Origin of the sequence: Nocardiopsis deserti (genome assembly GCF_008638355.1) — a bacterium.
GTDB classification, from domain to species: Bacteria; Actinomycetota; Actinomycetes; order Streptosporangiales; family Streptosporangiaceae; genus Nocardiopsis; species Nocardiopsis alborubida.
Genome location: NZ_VWVS01000020.1, coordinates 16,413 through 34,007 on the forward strand (window position 1 = coordinate 16,413; position 17,595 = coordinate 34,007).

Annotated in this window: 15 protein-coding genes; 6 read left to right on the forward strand and 9 right to left on the reverse strand. The window is 72.7% G+C overall.

What is annotated here, in order from left to right; translation table 11 throughout:
* The first annotated feature begins 78 nt into the window (after window positions 1-78).
* From FYW99_RS25285 to FYW99_RS25300, 4 genes are all read left to right on the forward strand, one after another.
* Window positions 79-1,071, forward strand: a complete 993-nt coding sequence (locus FYW99_RS25285; RefSeq protein ID WP_150254542.1) for an ATP-binding cassette domain-containing protein — start codon at window positions 79-81, stop codon at window positions 1,069-1,071.
* On the forward strand, window positions 1,068-1,943 hold the full coding sequence (locus tag FYW99_RS25290) for an ABC transporter permease (RefSeq protein ID WP_150254543.1): 876 nt from the start codon (window positions 1,068-1,070) through the stop codon (window positions 1,941-1,943). The genes FYW99_RS25285 and FYW99_RS25290 overlap by 4 nt, the downstream gene beginning before the upstream one ends.
* A gap of 245 nt (window positions 1,944-2,188) precedes the next feature.
* Window positions 2,189-2,917, forward strand: coding sequence for a DUF2306 domain-containing protein (locus FYW99_RS25295; protein ID WP_150254544.1), 729 nt, complete (start codon window positions 2,189-2,191; stop codon window positions 2,915-2,917).
* Between the two features lie 494 nt (window positions 2,918-3,411).
* On the forward strand, window positions 3,412-4,272 hold the full coding sequence (locus FYW99_RS25300) for a (2Fe-2S)-binding protein (RefSeq protein ID WP_150254545.1): 861 nt from the start codon (window positions 3,412-3,414) through the stop codon (window positions 4,270-4,272).
* A gap of 33 nt (window positions 4,273-4,305) precedes the next feature.
* Here the strand turns inward: FYW99_RS25300 and FYW99_RS33015 are convergent, their stop codons facing one another.
* From FYW99_RS33015 to panD, 4 genes are all read right to left on the reverse strand, one after another.
* Entirely contained in the window at window positions 4,306-5,433 is a 1,128-nt protein-coding gene (locus tag FYW99_RS33015) for a DUF4352 domain-containing protein (RefSeq protein WP_317847015.1), read from the reverse strand.
* 266 nt (window positions 5,434-5,699) lie between these two features.
* A complete protein-coding gene (locus FYW99_RS25315) occupies window positions 5,700-6,998 on the reverse strand; it encodes an MFS transporter (RefSeq protein ID WP_150254548.1) in 1,299 nt (432 codons plus the stop codon).
* Between the two features lie 95 nt (window positions 6,999-7,093).
* Complete coding sequence (locus FYW99_RS25320; RefSeq protein ID WP_017564856.1) at window positions 7,094-7,351, reverse strand: hypothetical protein; 258 nt, start codon at window positions 7,349-7,351, stop codon at window positions 7,094-7,096.
* 307 nt (window positions 7,352-7,658) lie between these two features.
* Window positions 7,659-8,063 carry an aspartate 1-decarboxylase gene (gene panD / locus FYW99_RS25325; RefSeq protein ID WP_150254549.1) on the reverse strand — a complete coding sequence of 135 codons (405 nt, stop codon included), beginning with the start codon at window positions 8,061-8,063 and terminating at the stop codon, window positions 7,659-7,661.
* Between the two features lie 382 nt (window positions 8,064-8,445).
* Between panD and FYW99_RS25330 the strand changes: the two genes are divergently transcribed.
* Complete coding sequence (locus tag FYW99_RS25330) at window positions 8,446-9,504, forward strand: LacI family DNA-binding transcriptional regulator (protein ID WP_150254550.1); 1,059 nt, start codon at window positions 8,446-8,448, stop codon at window positions 9,502-9,504.
* 104 nt (window positions 9,505-9,608) lie between these two features.
* Here the strand turns inward: FYW99_RS25330 and FYW99_RS25335 are convergent, their stop codons facing one another.
* The 5 genes from FYW99_RS25335 to FYW99_RS25355 all read right to left on the reverse strand — a co-directional run bounded on the left by FYW99_RS25335 (window position 9,609) and on the right by FYW99_RS25355 (window position 15,243).
* Window positions 9,609-12,461, reverse strand: coding sequence for a DEAD/DEAH box helicase (locus FYW99_RS25335; protein WP_150254551.1), 2,853 nt, complete (start codon window positions 12,459-12,461; stop codon window positions 9,609-9,611).
* A 12-nt stretch (window positions 12,462-12,473) separates the two neighbouring features.
* Window positions 12,474-13,370 carry a diacylglycerol/lipid kinase family protein gene (locus FYW99_RS25340; protein ID WP_150254552.1) on the reverse strand — a complete coding sequence of 299 codons (897 nt, stop codon included), beginning with the start codon at window positions 13,368-13,370 and terminating at the stop codon, window positions 12,474-12,476.
* A 338-nt stretch (window positions 13,371-13,708) separates the two neighbouring features.
* Entirely contained in the window at window positions 13,709-14,023 is a 315-nt protein-coding gene (tatA, locus tag FYW99_RS25345) for a Sec-independent protein translocase subunit TatA (protein ID WP_150254553.1), read from the reverse strand.
* A gap of 118 nt (window positions 14,024-14,141) precedes the next feature.
* The gene (locus FYW99_RS25350; RefSeq protein WP_317847016.1) at window positions 14,142-14,444 is read right to left on the reverse strand and encodes a winged helix-turn-helix domain-containing protein; all 303 of its coding nucleotides are present in this window, start codon (window positions 14,442-14,444) and stop codon (window positions 14,142-14,144) included.
* A 55-nt stretch (window positions 14,445-14,499) separates the two neighbouring features.
* Complete coding sequence (locus FYW99_RS25355) at window positions 14,500-15,243, reverse strand: DUF4118 domain-containing protein (RefSeq protein WP_317847017.1); 744 nt, start codon at window positions 15,241-15,243, stop codon at window positions 14,500-14,502.
* Window positions 15,244-15,935: 692 nt separating this feature from the next.
* Here FYW99_RS25355 and FYW99_RS25365 point away from each other — a divergent pair.
* A complete protein-coding gene (locus FYW99_RS25365) occupies window positions 15,936-17,228 on the forward strand; it encodes an HNH endonuclease signature motif containing protein (RefSeq protein ID WP_150254619.1) in 1,293 nt (430 codons plus the stop codon).
* Window positions 17,229-17,595 lie beyond the last annotated feature (367 nt).

Here is a 17,595-nt window from a genome sequence, read left to right on the forward strand (position 1 = left end):
TCTTTGACACCATCCTAGATCTGTGTATTACTTACACTAATACATGTACGGCATAAACAGTTTATGGAGCACACTGACATGCCCCACACGACCCCGGCCATCAGCGCCGAGGGGTTGCGCAAGGACTACGGCGCCACCCGCGCCCTGGACGGCCTCGACCTGACCGTCGGAGCCGGAACCGTCTTCGGCCTGCTCGGCCCCAACGGCGCCGGCAAGACCACCGCCGTCCGCGTCCTGGCCACACTGCTGCGCCCCGACTCCGGGCACGCCCGCGTCGCCGGGTACGACGTGCTCACCCAAGCCGACCGCGTGCGCGCCGAGATCGGCCTGACCGGCCAGTACGCCTCGGTCGACGAACTCCTCACCGGCCGCGAGAACCTCGTCATGTTCGGCCGCCTGTACGGCCTCACCCCCCGGGGCGCCGACGAGCGCGCCCGTGCCCTGCTGGAGCGCTTCGACCTCGTCGAGGCCGCCGACCGCCGCGCCGACGGATACTCCGGCGGGACGCGCCGCCGCCTGGACCTGGCCGTCAGCCTCATCCAGGAGCCCGGCGTCCTGTTCCTGGACGAGCCCACCACCGGTCTGGACCCCCGCAGCCGCCTCCAGGTCTGGGAGTCGGTGCGCGCCCTGACCGCCTCCGGAACGACCGTGCTGCTCACCACGCAGTACCTGGAGGAGGCCGACCAGCTCGCCGACGCCGTCGCCGTCATCGACCACGGCCGCGTCATCGCCGAGGGCACCCCCGACTCCCTCAAGTCGCAGGTGGGCGGCGACCGCCTCGACGTGGTCGTGCGCGACCCCGCCGACCTGGAGGCCACCGCGCGGCTCCTGGGCGCGGCCGTGTCCGCCCGGGCCAGCGTGCACCGCGAGGAACAGCGCGTCAGCGTTCCGGCCGAGGACCGCATGGAGGCGCTGACCCGGGCCGTGCGCGCCCTGGACGGCTCCGGACTGCGGGTGGAGGACGTCGGCGTCCGCCGCCCGAGCCTGGACGAGGTCTTCCTCGGCCTGACCGGAACGACCGCCACCGGCCACGAAGGCGCACACCGCGCCCCGCAGGAGGTGTCCCGATGACCGCCGCCGCCACCGCTCCCTCGACGGGTCCGCACCCGCTGACCCACGGGAGTCTGCCGCCCCGCCAGCTCACCCGGGCCCAGCGCCTGCGCAAGGCCGGCGCCGACACCCTGGTGCTGACCCGCCGCAACTTCCGGTACATGGTCCGCGACCCCTTCGAACCGGTCATCGCGATCACCATGCCGGTGGTGATGGTGCTCCTGTTCGGCTACGTGTTCGGCGACGTGATGGCTCCCCCGGGCACGGAGAACTACCGTGAGTTCCTGGTCCCGGCGATGCTGGCGATGGTCATGCTCTACGGCGTCGGCGGCACCGCCTCCGGGATCGCCCGCGACACCGCCCGCGACGTGATGAGCCGCTTCCGGTCCATGCCCATGTCCCCCGCGGCCCTGCTCGGCGCCCGCGCCCTGGCGGACATGGCGCGCGCCTGCCTGGAGGTGGCCCTGCTGCTCCTGGTCGGGTTCGCGATGGGCTGGCGCGCTGAGAACGGGGTCCTCGGAGCCCTGGCCGCCGTCGGCGTGCTGCTGCTCTTCCGGCTGGCCCTGGTGTGGCTCGGGGTGCTGTTGGGTCTGGTGCTGCCCACCGCCGACTCCGTGAGCATGGTCGTCTACCCGCTGACGTTCCCGCTCAGCATGCTCTCGACGAGCTTCGTGCCGTCCGAGGCCATGCCCTCCTGGCTGGCCCCCGTCGCCGAGTGGAACCCGCTGTCGGCGGTGGTCACCGCCACCCGCGACCTGTTCGGCAACCCGTCCCTGCCCTCGGACGCCTGGCCCGCGGAGAACGCGCTGCTCGTGGCCCTGGCCCTGCCGGTGGTCGTCATGCTCCTGGCCACCCCGCTGGCCGTGCGCCGCTTCCGGCGGCTCAGCCGCTGACCCGGCCGCGCCGGCCCCGCCCGGTTGCCCCGGTCACGCTGGCCCCGCTCCACCGTTCCGGTGCCCGCGGTCCGGGCGGCTCCCACGAAGGCGGAGCCGCCCGGACGCCCAGCAGAACACGCGGCCCAGCCGTGCCCGCCGGGCGGCCGAAGTCCGGCCGCCTGCCTCCCCCTCACCCTCGCCCGCGAGCCCGGCCCCCGCACCGCGGCCCCACCCCCGTACCCGTCTCTTCCAGAAGGACCGACATGACCGCGACCGCCGCCGCCCCTCCGGAGCGGACCGTCCAGCGCCCCGGCCCCCGCTGGTGGCAGCGCCCCTGGATCCTGCCCCTGGCCCTGTTCAACGCGACCTTCCTGGCCTACGCCCTCCCGCCCTACCTCGGCCTGGACCCGGCCCAGGCCCGTCTGACCGTCCCGGAGGACGTCGCCTGGTACTACCCGCTGCTGATCACCCACATCTTCGTCGGTTCCCTGCTGACACTGCTGGTGATCCTCCAGGTGTGGCCGTGGCTGCGCACCCGCCACCCGGCCGTCCACCGCTGGAGCGGCCGCGTCTACGTCCTGGCCGGGATCCCGCTCGTGGGCGTCCCGGGCCTGCTCATCGCCCCGTTCAGCGGTTTCGGCATCAGCGTCCAGATCAGCAACATCATCTGGGCGCTGATGTGGCTGTCCTTCACCGTCCTCGGGTACCGGATGGCGCGTCGACGCCGCTTCGCCCTCCATCGCGAGTGGATGCTGCGCAGCTTCGCCCTCCTCTACGGCATCGCGTTCAGCCGGGTCCTCACCGTCGTGCTGGTCATGGCGAGCCTGCCTTGGCTGGAGAGCGGGTACGGCGGCGACGCCGAGGCGCTGGGGCTGGCCATCGCCCCGGCCAACGCCTTCCTGTCCTGGATCGTGCCGCTGCTGCTGGTGGAGTGGTGGCTCAAATACCGGCGCCCGCGCGGACGGCGTTCGGGCACGGTGGCCGCCGCCTGAACCCCCGGGGCCCTCCCCGCGGCGCGACCGCGGAGAGGGCCCTTCCGCGTGCCCGAGGTGCACGGGGCTGAGCACACGCCCTGGTGTCCCTTCCGCGCGCCTGAGGCGTGCGCGGTCGGTTCCGGATGTGTCCTCCGCGACCGTGCCCGGACGGTGTGCGCGACCCCGCGCGACCCCGCGCGACCCCCCGCGTGGGGCTGGAGGGACGCAAGAGCCGATCTCTGCCGACCCTTCCGACGCTTGTGGCACACCGCGCGCACAGAGGAAACGGTGCCGGTGACGCACGCCACGCCCGCCGCCCCCGGAGAAAAACGCCCGTACCTGCATCTTCTGCCCGCGTTGCGGTTAGGGGGTAGTCCGATGATCATTGCGGTACACGCGTTCGTTAGGGTAGCCTCACTTAAGAGGCGCAGATGCACTCGTTCCCCGAAGGTCACTGCACCCACACGACCCCCGGACATGACGGCATCGTGCGACGAAGGGCAGGTTACGCGGTGGCTCCAGATCCACTCGACGCGTTCCGCGACGCCTGTGCGCCGCTGAAGTTCGCGCCCCTGCCCGAACTGCTCTCCTTCGAGGAGCTCTCCACCGTTCCCCGCGGCCGCGTGCACTGGCACCAGGCGGGCGCCATGGCCGCGGACGGCTGGCTGCCGGTCCTGTACGACCGGCTCCGCAGCGAGCACGGCCCCGGACACCGCCTCCCCGCCGCCACCAACTTCCTGCGGGTGACCCTGCGCGAGCCCATCTTCCTGGTCTCGGCCTCGCTGTACCTGACCGGGCGCGCCCCGCTGCTGAGCCCGGACACCCTCTACCTGCCCTGGGACTCCGGCCTGGCGCGCTTCGGCACACCCGCCTCGGTCGGCACCCGGACGGCCGTCCTGCCGGACGACCCCGCCGTCGGCCACCCCGACACCGTGGTCGCCGAGGACGAGGACGCCCAGCTGCGGATGGCGGCCGAGGCCCTGTTCGCCACGTTCGAGCCGATCATCGACGCCCTGCACGGGCACACGCGCTCGGGCAAGCGCACCCTGTGGGGCTGGGTGCTCGACACCCTGCACTTCTACATGCTCAACCCGGCCCGCTACCTGGGCCGCGACCCCGAGCAGGCCTGGGAGCTGGCCACCCGCCTGGGCGACGCGGTGGTCGCGGCGGGCGCGGTGACCCGCAGGCGTCCGCGCCTGTTCCCCTTCGCTCCCGACCATCCGCGCGGGACCTGGGCGGTACGGGGCACCTGCTGCTTCGACTACAAGGGCGACCCGGAGCACGGGTACTGCACCACGTGCCCGCTCAAGTGCGACGGCGAGCGCCAGCAGGACCTGTCGGAGTGGCTGCGCGACCCGGCGCTGGCCCCCTGAGCCGTCTTCCGAGCCTTTCCGCGGCGCCGCCGGTCAGCTGACCGGCACCTCCACCGGTTCGCCGAAGAAGGGGGAGAAGACCACGGTCTCGGGCTCCACGTCCCCCTCCACCGTGATCACCCCCGAAACGCTCTGTCCGGGGGCGAGCGTGCGCGCACCGATCTCGTCGGCGTCCATGCCGACGGCCTCGGAGGTACTGTGCTGGTCGCCCTGAGCGTCCACGACCCGGAAGTAGAGCGGGTTGACCTCGATGTCCTCCTGGCCGGTGTTCGTCACCGACACGTCCACGCTCGTGTACTCGCCCTCGGTGTAGAGCGGTCCGGGGTCGAAGTCGGTGGGGGCGGCGGTGAGCTCGGCCCGGGGCCCGGCCGCCTCGCCGCCCTCCTGCCGGGACTCGGTCTCCTCCACCGGGGTCTGCCTGTGGGCCGCCGCGAACAGGGCGACGGTCGTGCATCCGGCGATGACGAACATCAGCAGCAGGAGAACGGCGCAGCTGAGGCCGATGATCTTGCCCCACGGGGTGGGTCTGGCCTCCGGCGGCCCGTAGCCGCCCTGGGGCGGGTAGCCCTGGCCCGCTCCGGGCTCCGGCCCGTAACCGTAGGCCTGTCCGTAACCGCCGGTCTGCCCCGGCGCGTACCCCGGCCCCTGGCCCGAGGGGTAACCGCCCGCCGCGGCGTAGCCCGGGCCCTGGCCGGAGCTGAAGTTGTCCGGCGGCCCTCCGGGCGGCTGACCGCCCGCTCCGGTCGCGGTCCCGTCCGACTCCCCGTATCCGGGGGCGTATCCCGCGTGCTCGTATCCGGCCTGGCCGGGGCCGCTGGGGCCCTCGGAGAGCTCACCGGTCACCGGTTCGGGGGGCGCGCCCGTCGGGTGTCCGCTCGGGGGGACGTCTGCGGGGGCGCCTCCCCCGGCCGAGGGCTCCCCGTAGGCGTGGGCTCCCGTGGAGGGAGGGCTCTCGTGGCGGCCGTGCGGGAGCCGGCCTTCCCCGGGTTGCGTCTCCTGGTGGGGGAAGCGGTGCGGCGGCTCCCCCGGCGGCTGCGGCCCGCCCTCGATCGGATCACCGGCGTCACCGGGGCGCCACTCCTCCGGAGGACGGTGGTTCACCGGGTCCGGGCGCTGTCCCGACTGCTCCTGCGGCACACCCTCGGACTCCCGATCGGACACTGAGAACACCCCTCATGTCAGCGCGGCCCGCCCACCGGAAACCGCCGTTGGGCGCTTCACGCCTGCACGGTAACCGCGGGGGCGGTCTTGAGTGTGGAGATCACGAGGCGTTTTCGGTAAAGGCCCGGGCAAATGACACAGGGCAACGGCACAGGGCGCGGTCACCGCGCCTTCCGGACCGGACGGCCCGGGTCCCCGTTCCCGGGGTCCACGCCCCGGCGACCGTTTCCCTGGACTCCACGCCCCGGCGACAGGCCGGTCGGCGGTCAGCGCGCTCCCGCGGCCCGCCCCCGCCGGTCTCCCCGGGCCAGCCGGGCGCGCAGGGCGAGCACGAACACCGGCACGGTGAACACGGCCGCGAACAGGTTGAGCCCGCCGAAGCCCGCCTGGGCCAGCACCACACCCGACAGGGCACCCGCCGCCGCGCCGCCCAGGTTCATCACCAGGTCGCTCACGCCCTGCACGCGGGGGCGCACATCCGCCGCCAGGGACTCCGCCAGCAGGGCCGTTCCGGACACCAGCCCGAACGACCACCCCAGCCCCAGCAGCACCAGTCCGACCGTCACCCTGGCCTCGTCGTGCCCGGCCGTACCCGCCACCACCGCGGCGGCGACCAGGATGCCCTGTCCGGCCAGCAGCACGGGCACCCGGCCGAACCGGTCGGTGAGCCACCCCACCACCGGGGACAGGGCGTACATACCGGCGATGTGCAGGGAGATGGTCAGGCCGATCACGGTCAGCGCCGCGCCGTGGTGGGACATGTGCACCGGGGTCATGGTCATGACCGCGACCATCACCGTGTGGCTGGCCACGATGCCGACCACCGCCAGCAGCGCCCCGGGGCTGGCCGCGATCACCCGCAGCGCCCCGGCCACGGACAGCCGGGCGCCGGAGGGGGCCGCTCCGGAGGGCCGGTCCGCGGTGGCCGCGTGCAGCGGGTCCGGGCGCAGCAGGGCCAGGATCAGCAGCCCGCCCAGGACGAACCCGGTGGTGGTGAACAGCACCGGGCCCAGCAGGTCGGGCAGGCCGAACAGGACGGCCACGCGCGCGCCGGGGCCGGTGAGGTTGGGGCCCACCACCGAGCCGACGGTGGTCGCCCAGACCACGATCGACAGGTCCCGGCCGCGGCTGCGCTCGGAGGCCAGGTCGGCGGCGGCGTGGCGCGCCTGGAGGTTGGTGGCGGTCCCGGCACCGACCAGGACCATGCCCACGAGGAAGAGCGCGAACGCCTCCAGCACCGTGGCGGCGATGACGACGGTGCCGCCGAGCGCGCCGAGCATCCAGCCCAGCGCGAGGCCGGGGCGGCGGCCGCGCCGGGCGGCCAGCGAGGCCAGGGGCAGGGCGAACACGGCGGCGCCCAGCGTGATCATGGTGGTGGCCATACCGGACCAGGTGTCGGAGCCGGTGAGTTCGAGGGCGATGAGCGCGCCCACCGCGATCATCGCGCCCATGCCCACGCCCCCGACCACCTGGGCGAGCATGAGGACCAGGACGGTGCGCCGCTGGAGCCGGGCCCGTTCCGGCTCGGTGAGGGCGTTCCCTGGCTGAGCGGTGTGTGTCGACACGCGTCCGTCCTCTGTTCGGTCCTACCAACGGAGGAATCCTAGTCAGAAGCGTGTTATGCCCGCCATGTCGTAATAGCCACCTTTACGGACGTCGCTCAGCCGCGTCCGTAGCGCCACCGAAGGAAGTCGTGCTCGCGCTCGACGTAGCGCATCTCCGAGTACAGGGTGTGCGGGTCGCGCGCGCTGATGACGACACCGCCCGCGGGGACCACCGGCCAGCACGCGAACGCCCAGAAACAGCGGGTGTAGGGACCCCACAGGACCACCCACGCACCCTGCTTCTGCCACTCGATGTGTTCGGCGATCCGGCGCTGTTCCTGCTCCCCAGTCCTGTCCATGCCGATGGTGGACATACCCGGCGCGGGGACGGGTGATCAGGCCGGAACCGGCCACGCCACCGGTGACCTGCGACCCTTGCCGAACACGGGATTCGGACCCTCGCTCCGGAGGTTTCGGCCGCGCGGGAGCGGGTCCGGGCGCCGTGGAGGCGCCGCACCGGAGCCCCGGAGACGGGGCCCCGACACCGCGGGAACACGTCCCGCCTGCGAGGACACCGGCCCCGTACGACGACGGTGCCCGCGGCGACGCGGGGGCGTCGGCGCGGGCACCGAGGGGAGCCCGGTGGCGGGGCCGGGCGGACCCGGGTTCGGAGAACCGGGTTCAGCGTCCGGAGACCAGCGCGCTCCCCGGCACCGGCTCGGCCGGGTCCTCGCCCAGGGAGACGATCGCGTTGTCGCGGTCCACGTGCACGATGTGCTGGACGTGCTCGGCCCGCTCGGCCTCGGTGAGCTGGGCGTAGGAGATGATGATGACCAGGTCGCCGGGGCTGACCAGCCGGGCGGCGGCGCCGTTGATGCCGATGACGCCGGTACCGCGTTCGCCGGTGATCGCATAGGTGACCAGCCGGGCGCCGTTGTCGATGTCGACGATGTGGACCTGTTCGCCGTCGACGATGTCGGCGGCGTCCATCAGGTCGGCGTCGATCGTGACCGACCCGACGTAGTGCAGGTCGGCCTGTGTGACCGTGGCGCGGTGGATCTTGCCGTTGATGAGGGTGCGCAGCACTGCTCAAGCCTCGTTTCAGGTGTCTTGCGAACTACAGGCCCAAGGGTCCCGTGTCTCTCCATGATGGCCCCTTCGGGTGCCGCTCCGGCCACCGGGGTCCACCATCGCGTCCAACAGCACCCGTCACCGGGGTGTTCCGCGTGTGGCGTCCGCCACCCGGGCGCGCGCTCCGCCCGCGCGACCCCGCCGACCGTCCCGACGCGGCCGGGGACGCGGCTGTCGCGTTCCCCGCTCACCGACCGGGCTCGCTGGGGCACAATGGGACCGCGCGTACCCGGACCTCCCTGAGCCCCCGGGCGGTCGCCCCGTGCGGCGCCCCTCCTCGTGCGGGGGACGCCGCGGACGGTGTCGGGACGGGGGGCAGTACGAGGGGGTGGTAGCGGTGTCGGTGGACCACAACGGCGGTCGGAGGGTCACGGCGGCCCCGGTGCGTCGGGCCACCATGCGCGATGTCGCGGCCCTGTCCGGGGTGAGCCTCAAGACGGTCTCGCGCGTGGTCAACGACGTCTCCACCGTCTCCGAGGAACTGCGCGACCGCGTCATGCGGGCCGTCGCACAGCTGGACTTCCGGCCGAACCTGGCCGCCTCCAGCCTGCGCCGCACCGACGGCGCCACCCGCCAGATCGCCCTGCTGCTGGAGAACGTGGCCAACCCCTTCTCCGCCACGCTGAGCCGAGCGGTGGAGAACGTGGCCCGCGAGCACGGCACCCTGGTCTTCGCCGGGAGCCTGGACGAGGACCCCCGGCGCGAACTGGAGCTGGTGCGGGCGGCCACCCTGCACCGGGTGGACGGAATCCTCCTGGTCCCGGCCGCGCCCGACCACGGCTACCTGCACCGCGAGATCCGCACCGGCACCCCAGTGGTGTTCGCCGACCGCCCGCCGCACGGTCTGGACGCCGACGCGGTCATGGCCGCCAACACCGAGGGAGCCCGCGAGGCGGTGCTGCACCTGGCCGACCACGGGCACACCGAGATCGCCTTCCTCGGCCACGAACGAGGTATCAGCACCGCGGACGAGCGCCTGACCGGCTACCGGGCGGCACTGGCCGAACGGGGCCTGCCCGAGCGCCCCGGGCACGTGGTGTGCGGTCTGACCGGCTCAGCCGGAGCGGCGCGGGCAACCGGCGCGCTGCTGGACTCCGCGCACCCGCCCACGGCGCTGTTCACCGCCCAGAACCTGGTGACCATCGGCGCCATCCAGGCCCTGCAGGAGCGCGGCCTGCACGAGCGCGTCGCGGTGGTGGGCTTCGACGACTTCCCCATGGCCGACCTGCTCACGCCCCGGGTGACCGTGATCGCCCAGGACGTGATGCGGATCGGCGCCCTGGCGGTGCGGCGCCTCTTCGCGCGCATCGCGGGCGACGACGGCCCGCCCCGCGAGGAGCGGGTGCCCACCGCGCTCGTCGTACGCGGCTCCGGGGAGATCCCTCCTCCGCCGTGATCTTGTACTTACAGCGAGGTTGGGCGGTCGAGACGCGCTATAAGTACAAGATCATCGCAGGTCAGAACCCTTGCGTCACACCGGCAACGGTTCCGGCCGGTCCACTAGGTGAACGAGGAGTAGGCCACCACCCCGCGCCGCACCAGGTCACCGGCCTTGCGCGCGGTGGAGCGCACCTCGGCGTCTCCGCTGGCCCCGGCGATCTGGCTGAGCATGTCCACCAGCATCTTGGCGGTGCGCACGAAGTCCCCGGCGGGCATGTCGGCCTGGCGCAGGATGGCGTCCAGCCGGTCGCCGCCCGCCCACCGGTGCGCCGTCCACACGAAGCCCAGGTCGGGCTGGCGCAGGAACGACACCCGGTGCCGGGACTCGACCTCCCCCAGCTCACCCCACAGGCGCACCATCTCCGTGAGCGTCTCCTCGATCCGCCCGCCGGGCAGACGCGGGTAGGCGTCGTCGCCCCGACGCGCCTCGTAGACCAGCGAGGCGGCGCAGGCCGCCAGCTCGACCGGGGTCAGCCCCTTCCACAGGCCGCGGCGCAGGCACTCGGCCACGAGCAGGTCCAGCTCGGAGTAGACCTTGGCCAGCCGCGCCCCGTCGTCGGAGACACTGTCGCCCTCCAGGTACCCCAGGTCCTCCAGCACCCCGCACACGCGGTCGAAGGTGCGGGAGATGACGTGCGAACGCCCCTCCACCCGGCGGCGCAGGCTGTCGGTCTCCCGGCGCAGGCGGAAGTAGCGCTCGGCCCAGCGCGCGTGGTCCTCGCGGTCGGCGCACCCGTGGCAGGGGTGCTGGCGCATCTCCCCGCGCAGGCGCAGCACCTCGGAGTCCTCCCCCGCCTCGCGCGATCCCCGCTCGTAGACGGGGTCGGTACCGCGCTCCTTGAGCTTGTTGCGCAGCGTGGAGGCCAGGTCCTGACGCGAGCGCGGCGACTTGGCCGAGAACGACTTGGGCACGCGGATGCGCCCGGAGGGGTGCACCGGCACGGTGAAGTCGCTGGCGTTGACCCGCTTGACCTGCTTGTCCACGGTGAGCACCAGGGGCGCGGGCAGGTCGTGGCGCAGACCCGGGTCCAGCACGACCGCGTGCCCGGAGTAGCGGCCCGAGGGGATGCGGATGATGTCGCCGGGGCGCAGTTTCTCCAGGCTCTCCAGGGCCTCGTCGCGGCGCCGGACCGAGCGGTTCTTGGAGAGCATGGACTCGCGGTCGCTCAGGGCGCGGCGCAGCGCGGCGTACTCCATGAAGTCACCCAGGTGGCACTCGGCCGCCTGGGCGTAGCCCTCCAGGGCCTCCTCGCTCTTGCGCAGCTGTTTGACCAGGCCCACGACGGCGCGGTCGGCCTGGAACTGGGCGAAGGACGCCTCCAGCATGTTGCGGCTGCGCTGGCGGCCGACCTGGCCGACCAGGTTCACCGCCATGTTGTAGGAGGGCTGGAAGCTGGAGTTGAGGGGGTAGGTGCGGGTGCCCGCGAGGCTGGCCACCGACTCGGGGTCGGTCCCGGCCTGCCACACGACCACCGCGTGGCCCTCCACGTCGATGCCGCGCCGACCGGCGCGTCCGGTGAGCTGCGTGTACTCGCCGGGGGTGAGCTGGGCGTGGGTCTCGCCGTTCCACTTGTCGAGCTTCTCGATGACCACCGTGCGCGCGGGCATGTTGATGCCCAGGGCCAGGGTCTCGGTGGCGAACACCGCGCGGATGAGGCCGCGCGAGAACAGGTGCTCGACGATCTCCTTGAACGTGGGCAGCATCCCGGCGTGGTGGGAGGAGATGCCCGCCTCCAGGGCGCGCAGCCACTGCTCGAAGCCGAGCACCGCCAGGTCCGCGGGCGGGATGTCGGCGCACCGCGTCTCGGCGTACTCGCGGATCTCGTCGGCCTCCTCCGGGGTGGTGAGCACCAGCCCGGCCGCCAGGCACTGGCGGACGGCGTCGTCGCACCCCGCCCGGCTGAAGACGAAGGTGATCGCGGGCAGCAGGCCGCCGTCGTCGAGCTCCTCGATGATGGTGGGCCGCGAGGGCGGCGCGAACCGGGAGCGGGGACGCACATTGCCGCGGGCCCGCGACTGCGGGTGCCGGCGCCGGTTGGCCAGCTGGGTGACGCGCGAGTCCTCCTCGGCGAAACGGGTCAGCCGGGGGTTGATCCGCAGTCTCTGCCCGCCGACCTCGATCTCGCGGGGCTGCCAGCCCTGGCGGCGGCGCTCGCGCCTGCGCTTCTTGGCGCGCCCGGTGGAGCCCTCCTGCCCGTCGCGGTCCTCCGGGTCGGAGGCGGGGTCCTCCTCCATGTCCACGAACAGGTCGTGGACGCGGTTGCCGACCATGACGTGCTGCCACAGCGGCACGGGCCGCTTCTCGTCGACGATGACGGTGGTGTCGCCGCGCACCTGCTGGAGCCACTCGCCGAACTCCTCGGCGTTGCTGACGGTGGCCGAGAGGGCGACCATGCGCACCGACTCGGGCAGGTGGATGATCACCTCCTCCCAGACCGCGCCGCGGAAGCGGTCGGCGAGGTAGTGCACCTCGTCCATCACCACGTAGGCCAGGCCGCCGAGGGTGGACGAGCCCTCGTAGAGCATGTTGCGCAGCACCTCGGTGGTCATGACGACCACGGGCGCCTCGCCGTTGACGCTGTTGTCACCGGTCAGCAGCCCGACCTGGTCGGCGCCGTAGCGCTTGACGAGGTCGTTGTACTTCTGGTTGGACAGCGCCTTGATGGGCGTGGTGTAGAAGCACTTGGTGCCCTCGCTCAGGGCCAGGTGCACGGCGAACTCGCCGACCACGGTCTTGCCGGAGCCGGTGGGCGCGGCCACCAGCACCCCGTGGCCGCTCTCCAGGGCCTTGCAGGACCGGATCTGGAACGGGTCGAACTCGAACCCGTAGAGGCCCTGGAAGGCCTCGATGGCGGCGCTGGAGGACTCCTGGCGCCGACGGAAGGCGGCGTACCGCTCAGCGTGACTACTCATATGGCCTCCAGCCTATGAGGTCAGCTCCAACATCTCGACCGCTTTGGGCGCCACCTCGCAGACCAGCGGCGGCTCCCCGGTGCGTTCGCCGTCGGCGTAGGCGGTGCCCGCCGCGCCGCGGATGGTGACGGTGCGCCCGCGCTCGACCACCACCTCGTCGAGGCCGGTGTGGCTGCCGTTGAAGACGCGGGGGAACACGCGCAGGAAGCGGCCGATCGGGGCCTGGCGGACGAAGACCACGTCGAGGAGGCCGTCGTCGGGGACGGCGTCGGGGCACACGCGCATGCCGCCACCGTAGGCGCTGGTGTTGCCGACCGCGACGAGCATCCCGGGTTCGGCGATGCGGCGCCCGTCCACCTCGATGTCGTAGTCGATGGGGCGGAAGGAGCGCAGCTCGGCCAGGAGCCCGGCCACGTACCCGGCGCGGCCGACGCGGTAGCGGAACCCGTTGACGCGCTCGTTGACCCGGGCGTCGAAGCCGCAGGCCAGGACGCTGAGGAAGTAGCGCTGCGTGCCGTCGGCCAGGGTCAGGCGCACGGCGTCGGCCGGGCGGGTGCGCCCCCGCAGGATCGCCTCGGCCACGTCCCGGGCCGACCCTCGGGGGCGGCCGAAGGCGCGGGCGATATCGTTGCCGGTCCCGGTGGGGACCACGGCCAGGGGGACCCCCGTGCCCACCACCGCCTGCAGGGCCTGGTGGACGAGCCCGTCGCCGCCCACGGCCACGAGCGCGTCGGGCCGGTCGGAGGCGGCCAGGCGTGCCATGCGGCGGCTGTCGGCGGCCGAGCGGCCGGTGTAGACGTGCACGCGGGCCCCGGCATCGCGCAGTGCCTCCTTGAGGCGTACCGCGACGACGGCCGCGCGGCGCCGCCCGGAGTTCGGGTTGACCAGGAGGGCGATGTGTGGGGGCATGGGAGTCCTAGCGGGAACGGGGGCGCGGGACGCGCCGGGGCGCCCCGTGCCCGGTGCGCTCGTCTCCCGCTGGCCACGGGGGCGGGAACGGAGCGCGGCGGTGTGGCCGCGGGCTCCCTGGCCCGGACCGTGGGCCCGGCCGGGGTACCCGATGGGTCACACTACCTACCCCCGCCCCGCCACCGCACCAGTCGGCCACCAGGTTTGTGACGGCCTCGGTTCCCGGCCCGGGGGCACGCGCCGCCGCACCCGCCGCAGGCCTGGTCTCCGGCCCGGCCCTCCGAAGGTCCCGGCCTCCGGCCGTGCGGGACCGTGCGCGGCCGGGTCCGCGGGAGGTCTCAGTTCCCGGCGGTGTGGGGCTGCGCGGTGCCGTACTCGCCGGGGCTCATGATCCTGCCCTCCAGCGTCGGCTGCGCGACCGGCTGCTCGGGCTGGGCCTGCGGACGGGGCCGCGCGGCGGCCCGCTGCGGCTCGGCGGGCCGGGGCCGCGCGCCGTCGGCGTCGCCGTCGTCGCTGTGCATGCCCCTGGTCTCGGCCCTGAGGATGCGGGCGCTGCGCCCCAGGGAGCGCGCCAGGTCCGGAAGCCTCTTGGCTCCGAACAGCAGTAGCGCGATGACCAGGAGGATCAGGATCTCACGTGCCCCGAAACCCATCGTTCTCACTTCCTTCTTACCGCGGCGTGCCCCGTGGCACGGCCTCCTCGGCTCGGGTGCCCGGTCCCCCGGGTCCGCGGCCGCTCGACACAACGATGAACCACGCGTGCGGTGTCCGTCATCCGGGGGGCCGGAAACGGTACCCCATGCCGGGCCCGGTGATGAGGAACCTCGGCGCCTTGGGTTCGGGTTCGAGCTTCTTGCGCAGCTGGGAGACGTACAGGCGCAGGTAACCGGTGTCGGTGACGTGCTCGGACCCCCACACGTCCGCCAGCAGCCTCTGGCGTGTGACGAGCTTGCCCGCGTGGCGCATGAGGTGGCGCATGAGGATCTCCAGGATGCGCCACTCGGTGGGGGTCAGCCGGACGCTCTCCACCCCCGACCCGCCCTCGCGGGTCACGGTCCTGGCCGACAGGTCCACGGTCAGCTCCCCAGCCTGAACAGCGGTTCGGCGTCGCCGCCCGCGCCCCGACGGGTCAGGGCCCGCACCCGCGCCAGGAACTCGTCGATGGAGAAGGGCTTGGTGACGTAGTCGTCGGCGCTGAGGACCGCCCCGCCCGAGCGCAGCCGCACCGCGTCCAGGGCGAAGGCCTCCCGGTGCGGCCGACCAGGGCCCTGAGGGCGTCCTGGCCCCGCAGGACGCTGCCCGCGACGGTGGCGAGCAGCTCGAACCCGGCCCCGGCCCGCCGGGCGGCGCGGGTGCGGCGCGCGGCCTGGTCGACGACGTAGCCGACCAGGACCGCGTTGAGGGCGTACAGGACCGGGGCGCCCAGGTGGAGGGGGTGGTCGATCCTGATCTGGAGCAGCGGTTCGATGAACAGCAGGTCCAGCGTGACGGCGGACATCACGGCGGCGTAGAGCGCGGGCCAGATGCCGCCGGCTAAGGCCACGACCACCACCAGCAGCTGGTAGGACAGCACGTCCGCGACCAGCGACTCCGTGCTGCGGTGGAAGACCAGCAGCCAGGTCAGGAGCGGGCCCGCGGCGAGCGAGAGCGCGAACCCGGCCAGGCGGCGCCGGAGGCTGAGCGCCCCTCCCAGGCGGGGCAGGGTGAGCCCCCTCGCGGCCGCGGCGTGGTTGACGATGTGCACGTCGATGGGGCCCGACTCGCGGATGACGGTCGCGCCGACCCCGGGGCCGGTGAGCGCGGTGAGGAGGCGGCCGCGGCGGCTGATGCCGATGACCAGCTGGGTGGCGTCGACCGCTCGGGCGAACTCCACCAGCGAGCGGGGAATGGCGCAGGGCCCTATTTCCTGCGGGTGGCCACCTTTTCCACAGGTGGTGGTTGGGGGTGGCAGCGGGTAGCTCCGTGATGGTTTCCTGGAAATAGGGGGGATCCCACCCACGTGCGTTTCGGCATGCCCTCAACCGGCCGACAACAGGAAAAGAATCCCTCAACCGGCCACCAGCAGGAAAAGAACAAGGAATTGAGGGGTAGGGAGGGGCCGCCAACAGGGCTCCTCCCTACGCTATTCCTGCCAGGGGTTGTCGGCGGCGACGAAAGCGCGCCTGCTGCCGCGCAAGGGCGCGGGGATGCGGAAAAACGGTCAGCGTCCGGCGGGGGCGGGGGTGTCCAACGAACAGCGGCACCAAAGGCGGGAGCCAACTGGCGGAGGGCGACCAACGCCCAGGGCGTGGGGGTGGTGGGGCTCTGCTGCGTCGGCACCAACGGCAAGCGGGCCCTCCCGCTTCGGGCAACGACTCCGGCCCCTGCGGCCGGGGCGGGTGACGATGGCACCAACAGCGAGCGATCATTTCGGCCGCGCATTTACGGACACTTTTTGGTCCGCCCTAATTGTGGCTTTCCAATCAGGGGCGGATTCTAGGAAAGATGGCCAAAAGGCGGTGAATTCAAGGCTGTGAATGCTGGAACAATGGTGGATTCTGGCTTATAATAAGAGGTATGGAGATGATGCTTGCAGCGCCCGACGCGGCCCCCGGGGAGTGCTCCCCGGTCGTGGTCGCGCTGGCCGGTGCGCGCGAGATCATCGACCAGGCATGGAGTGGGGAAGTGCCGCCCGGAGCGGACGAGAGTGCGGCTGAGGAAGTCGCTGCCCTGTGGGCGCAGCTGGAGAAGATCCGCTTGCGCGCGTTGACGCGGATGGCGGGTTTGTACGCGCGGGGCGAGGTGGCCCGCTACAGCGGTTACTCCACGTTGGACAAGTGGCTGGTTCACCACGGCAAGATGCCCACCGCCCAGGCCAAGGACCTGGCCCGTCTGGCCCAGCACGTGCACGAGGAGACGCTGCCCGCCACCACTCAAGCGGTGGCTGAGGGCGCGGTGGTGTTGGGTGAGGCGGTGGCGATCGCCAAGGCCACCGACACAGCCGTCCAGAACCGGGATGAGAACCACTTTCCCGACGAGCAGGGGTACCGGGGCGGGTTTGAGTCGGCGTTGGTGGCCGCGAAGGTCGAGCGGCCTGCGTTGTCGGTCAACCAGCTTCGGTCGGTGGCCCGCCAGGTCGCCTACCGGTTGGACCCGCACCGCCTGGACCGCGACCACGCAGCCGCTCACGCCGCACGCGGCCTGACGGTTCATGACACGTTCCAGGGCAGCTACCAGTTGCAGGCCTGGGGAGGCAGTGGGGACGCGTTGGTCGTGCGCGCGGCCATCGACACCTTCACCACCCCACCGAGTGAGGACGACACCCGCACCCGGTCCCAGCGTGAGCATGACGCGCTCATCGCGGCACTGCGCTTTGCCACCACCCACACCGGATGCACCCAGGCTCCGGCTCCGTTGGCGCAGATCCGCATCGTCGTACCGGTGCAGACTTACCTGAACGCCCAGGGCCAGGAGGTTCCGGCCTTGGACGAGCGCGGACGGGTGATCCCGGCCGGGGTGGTGCACGAGTTGGCGGGGGACTCCGAGGTGGTGCGGATGCTCACCGCACCCCCCACCGGACAGGTCCTGGATGTGGGCCACAGCCGACGGCTGGCCTCAGCCCGACAGCGCACCGCCGCCTTCCACGGACACACCACGTGCGCCCACCCGGGCGGATGCGAGGTGCCGGTGACCTGGTGCCAAGCCGACCACGTCACCTCGTTCTCCCGAGGAGGGCGCACGGTGGTAGCCAACTTGCAACCGTTGTGCGGCCCGCACAACCGGGCCAAGTACCAACGCGAACTGCGCACACACCAACACCGAGGACAAGGACGGCACCACCCGCCCGGCGGGGACCCGGACCCACCGCCCCGGGAATGACCCCCGGCCGTACCGAGCCCCGGCATGCCCGCGCCCGACACGCAACCCGCGCCCAACGCCCACCGTCGTCGCTGCCACCGTCGCCCACCCCCACCACCGGGGGCCGGTACCGCTGCCCGAGGCCGGAAGGTCCGCTCGCCTTTGGTGCCAACGCAGCAGAGGCCCACCACCCCCGAACGCCCACCGTTGACCGCCCTCCCGCACCACCACGCGGCAGCCGGTGCCGCTGCCTCGGCCACCATCAGCGGGTGGGGCGTTGGGCGGGGACCCCGGACACCCGCTGCCTTTGATGCCAACGCAGGAACGAGCAACCACCCCCGAACCCCCACCGTTGAACGCCCTCCCACACCACTACGCGGCAGCCGGT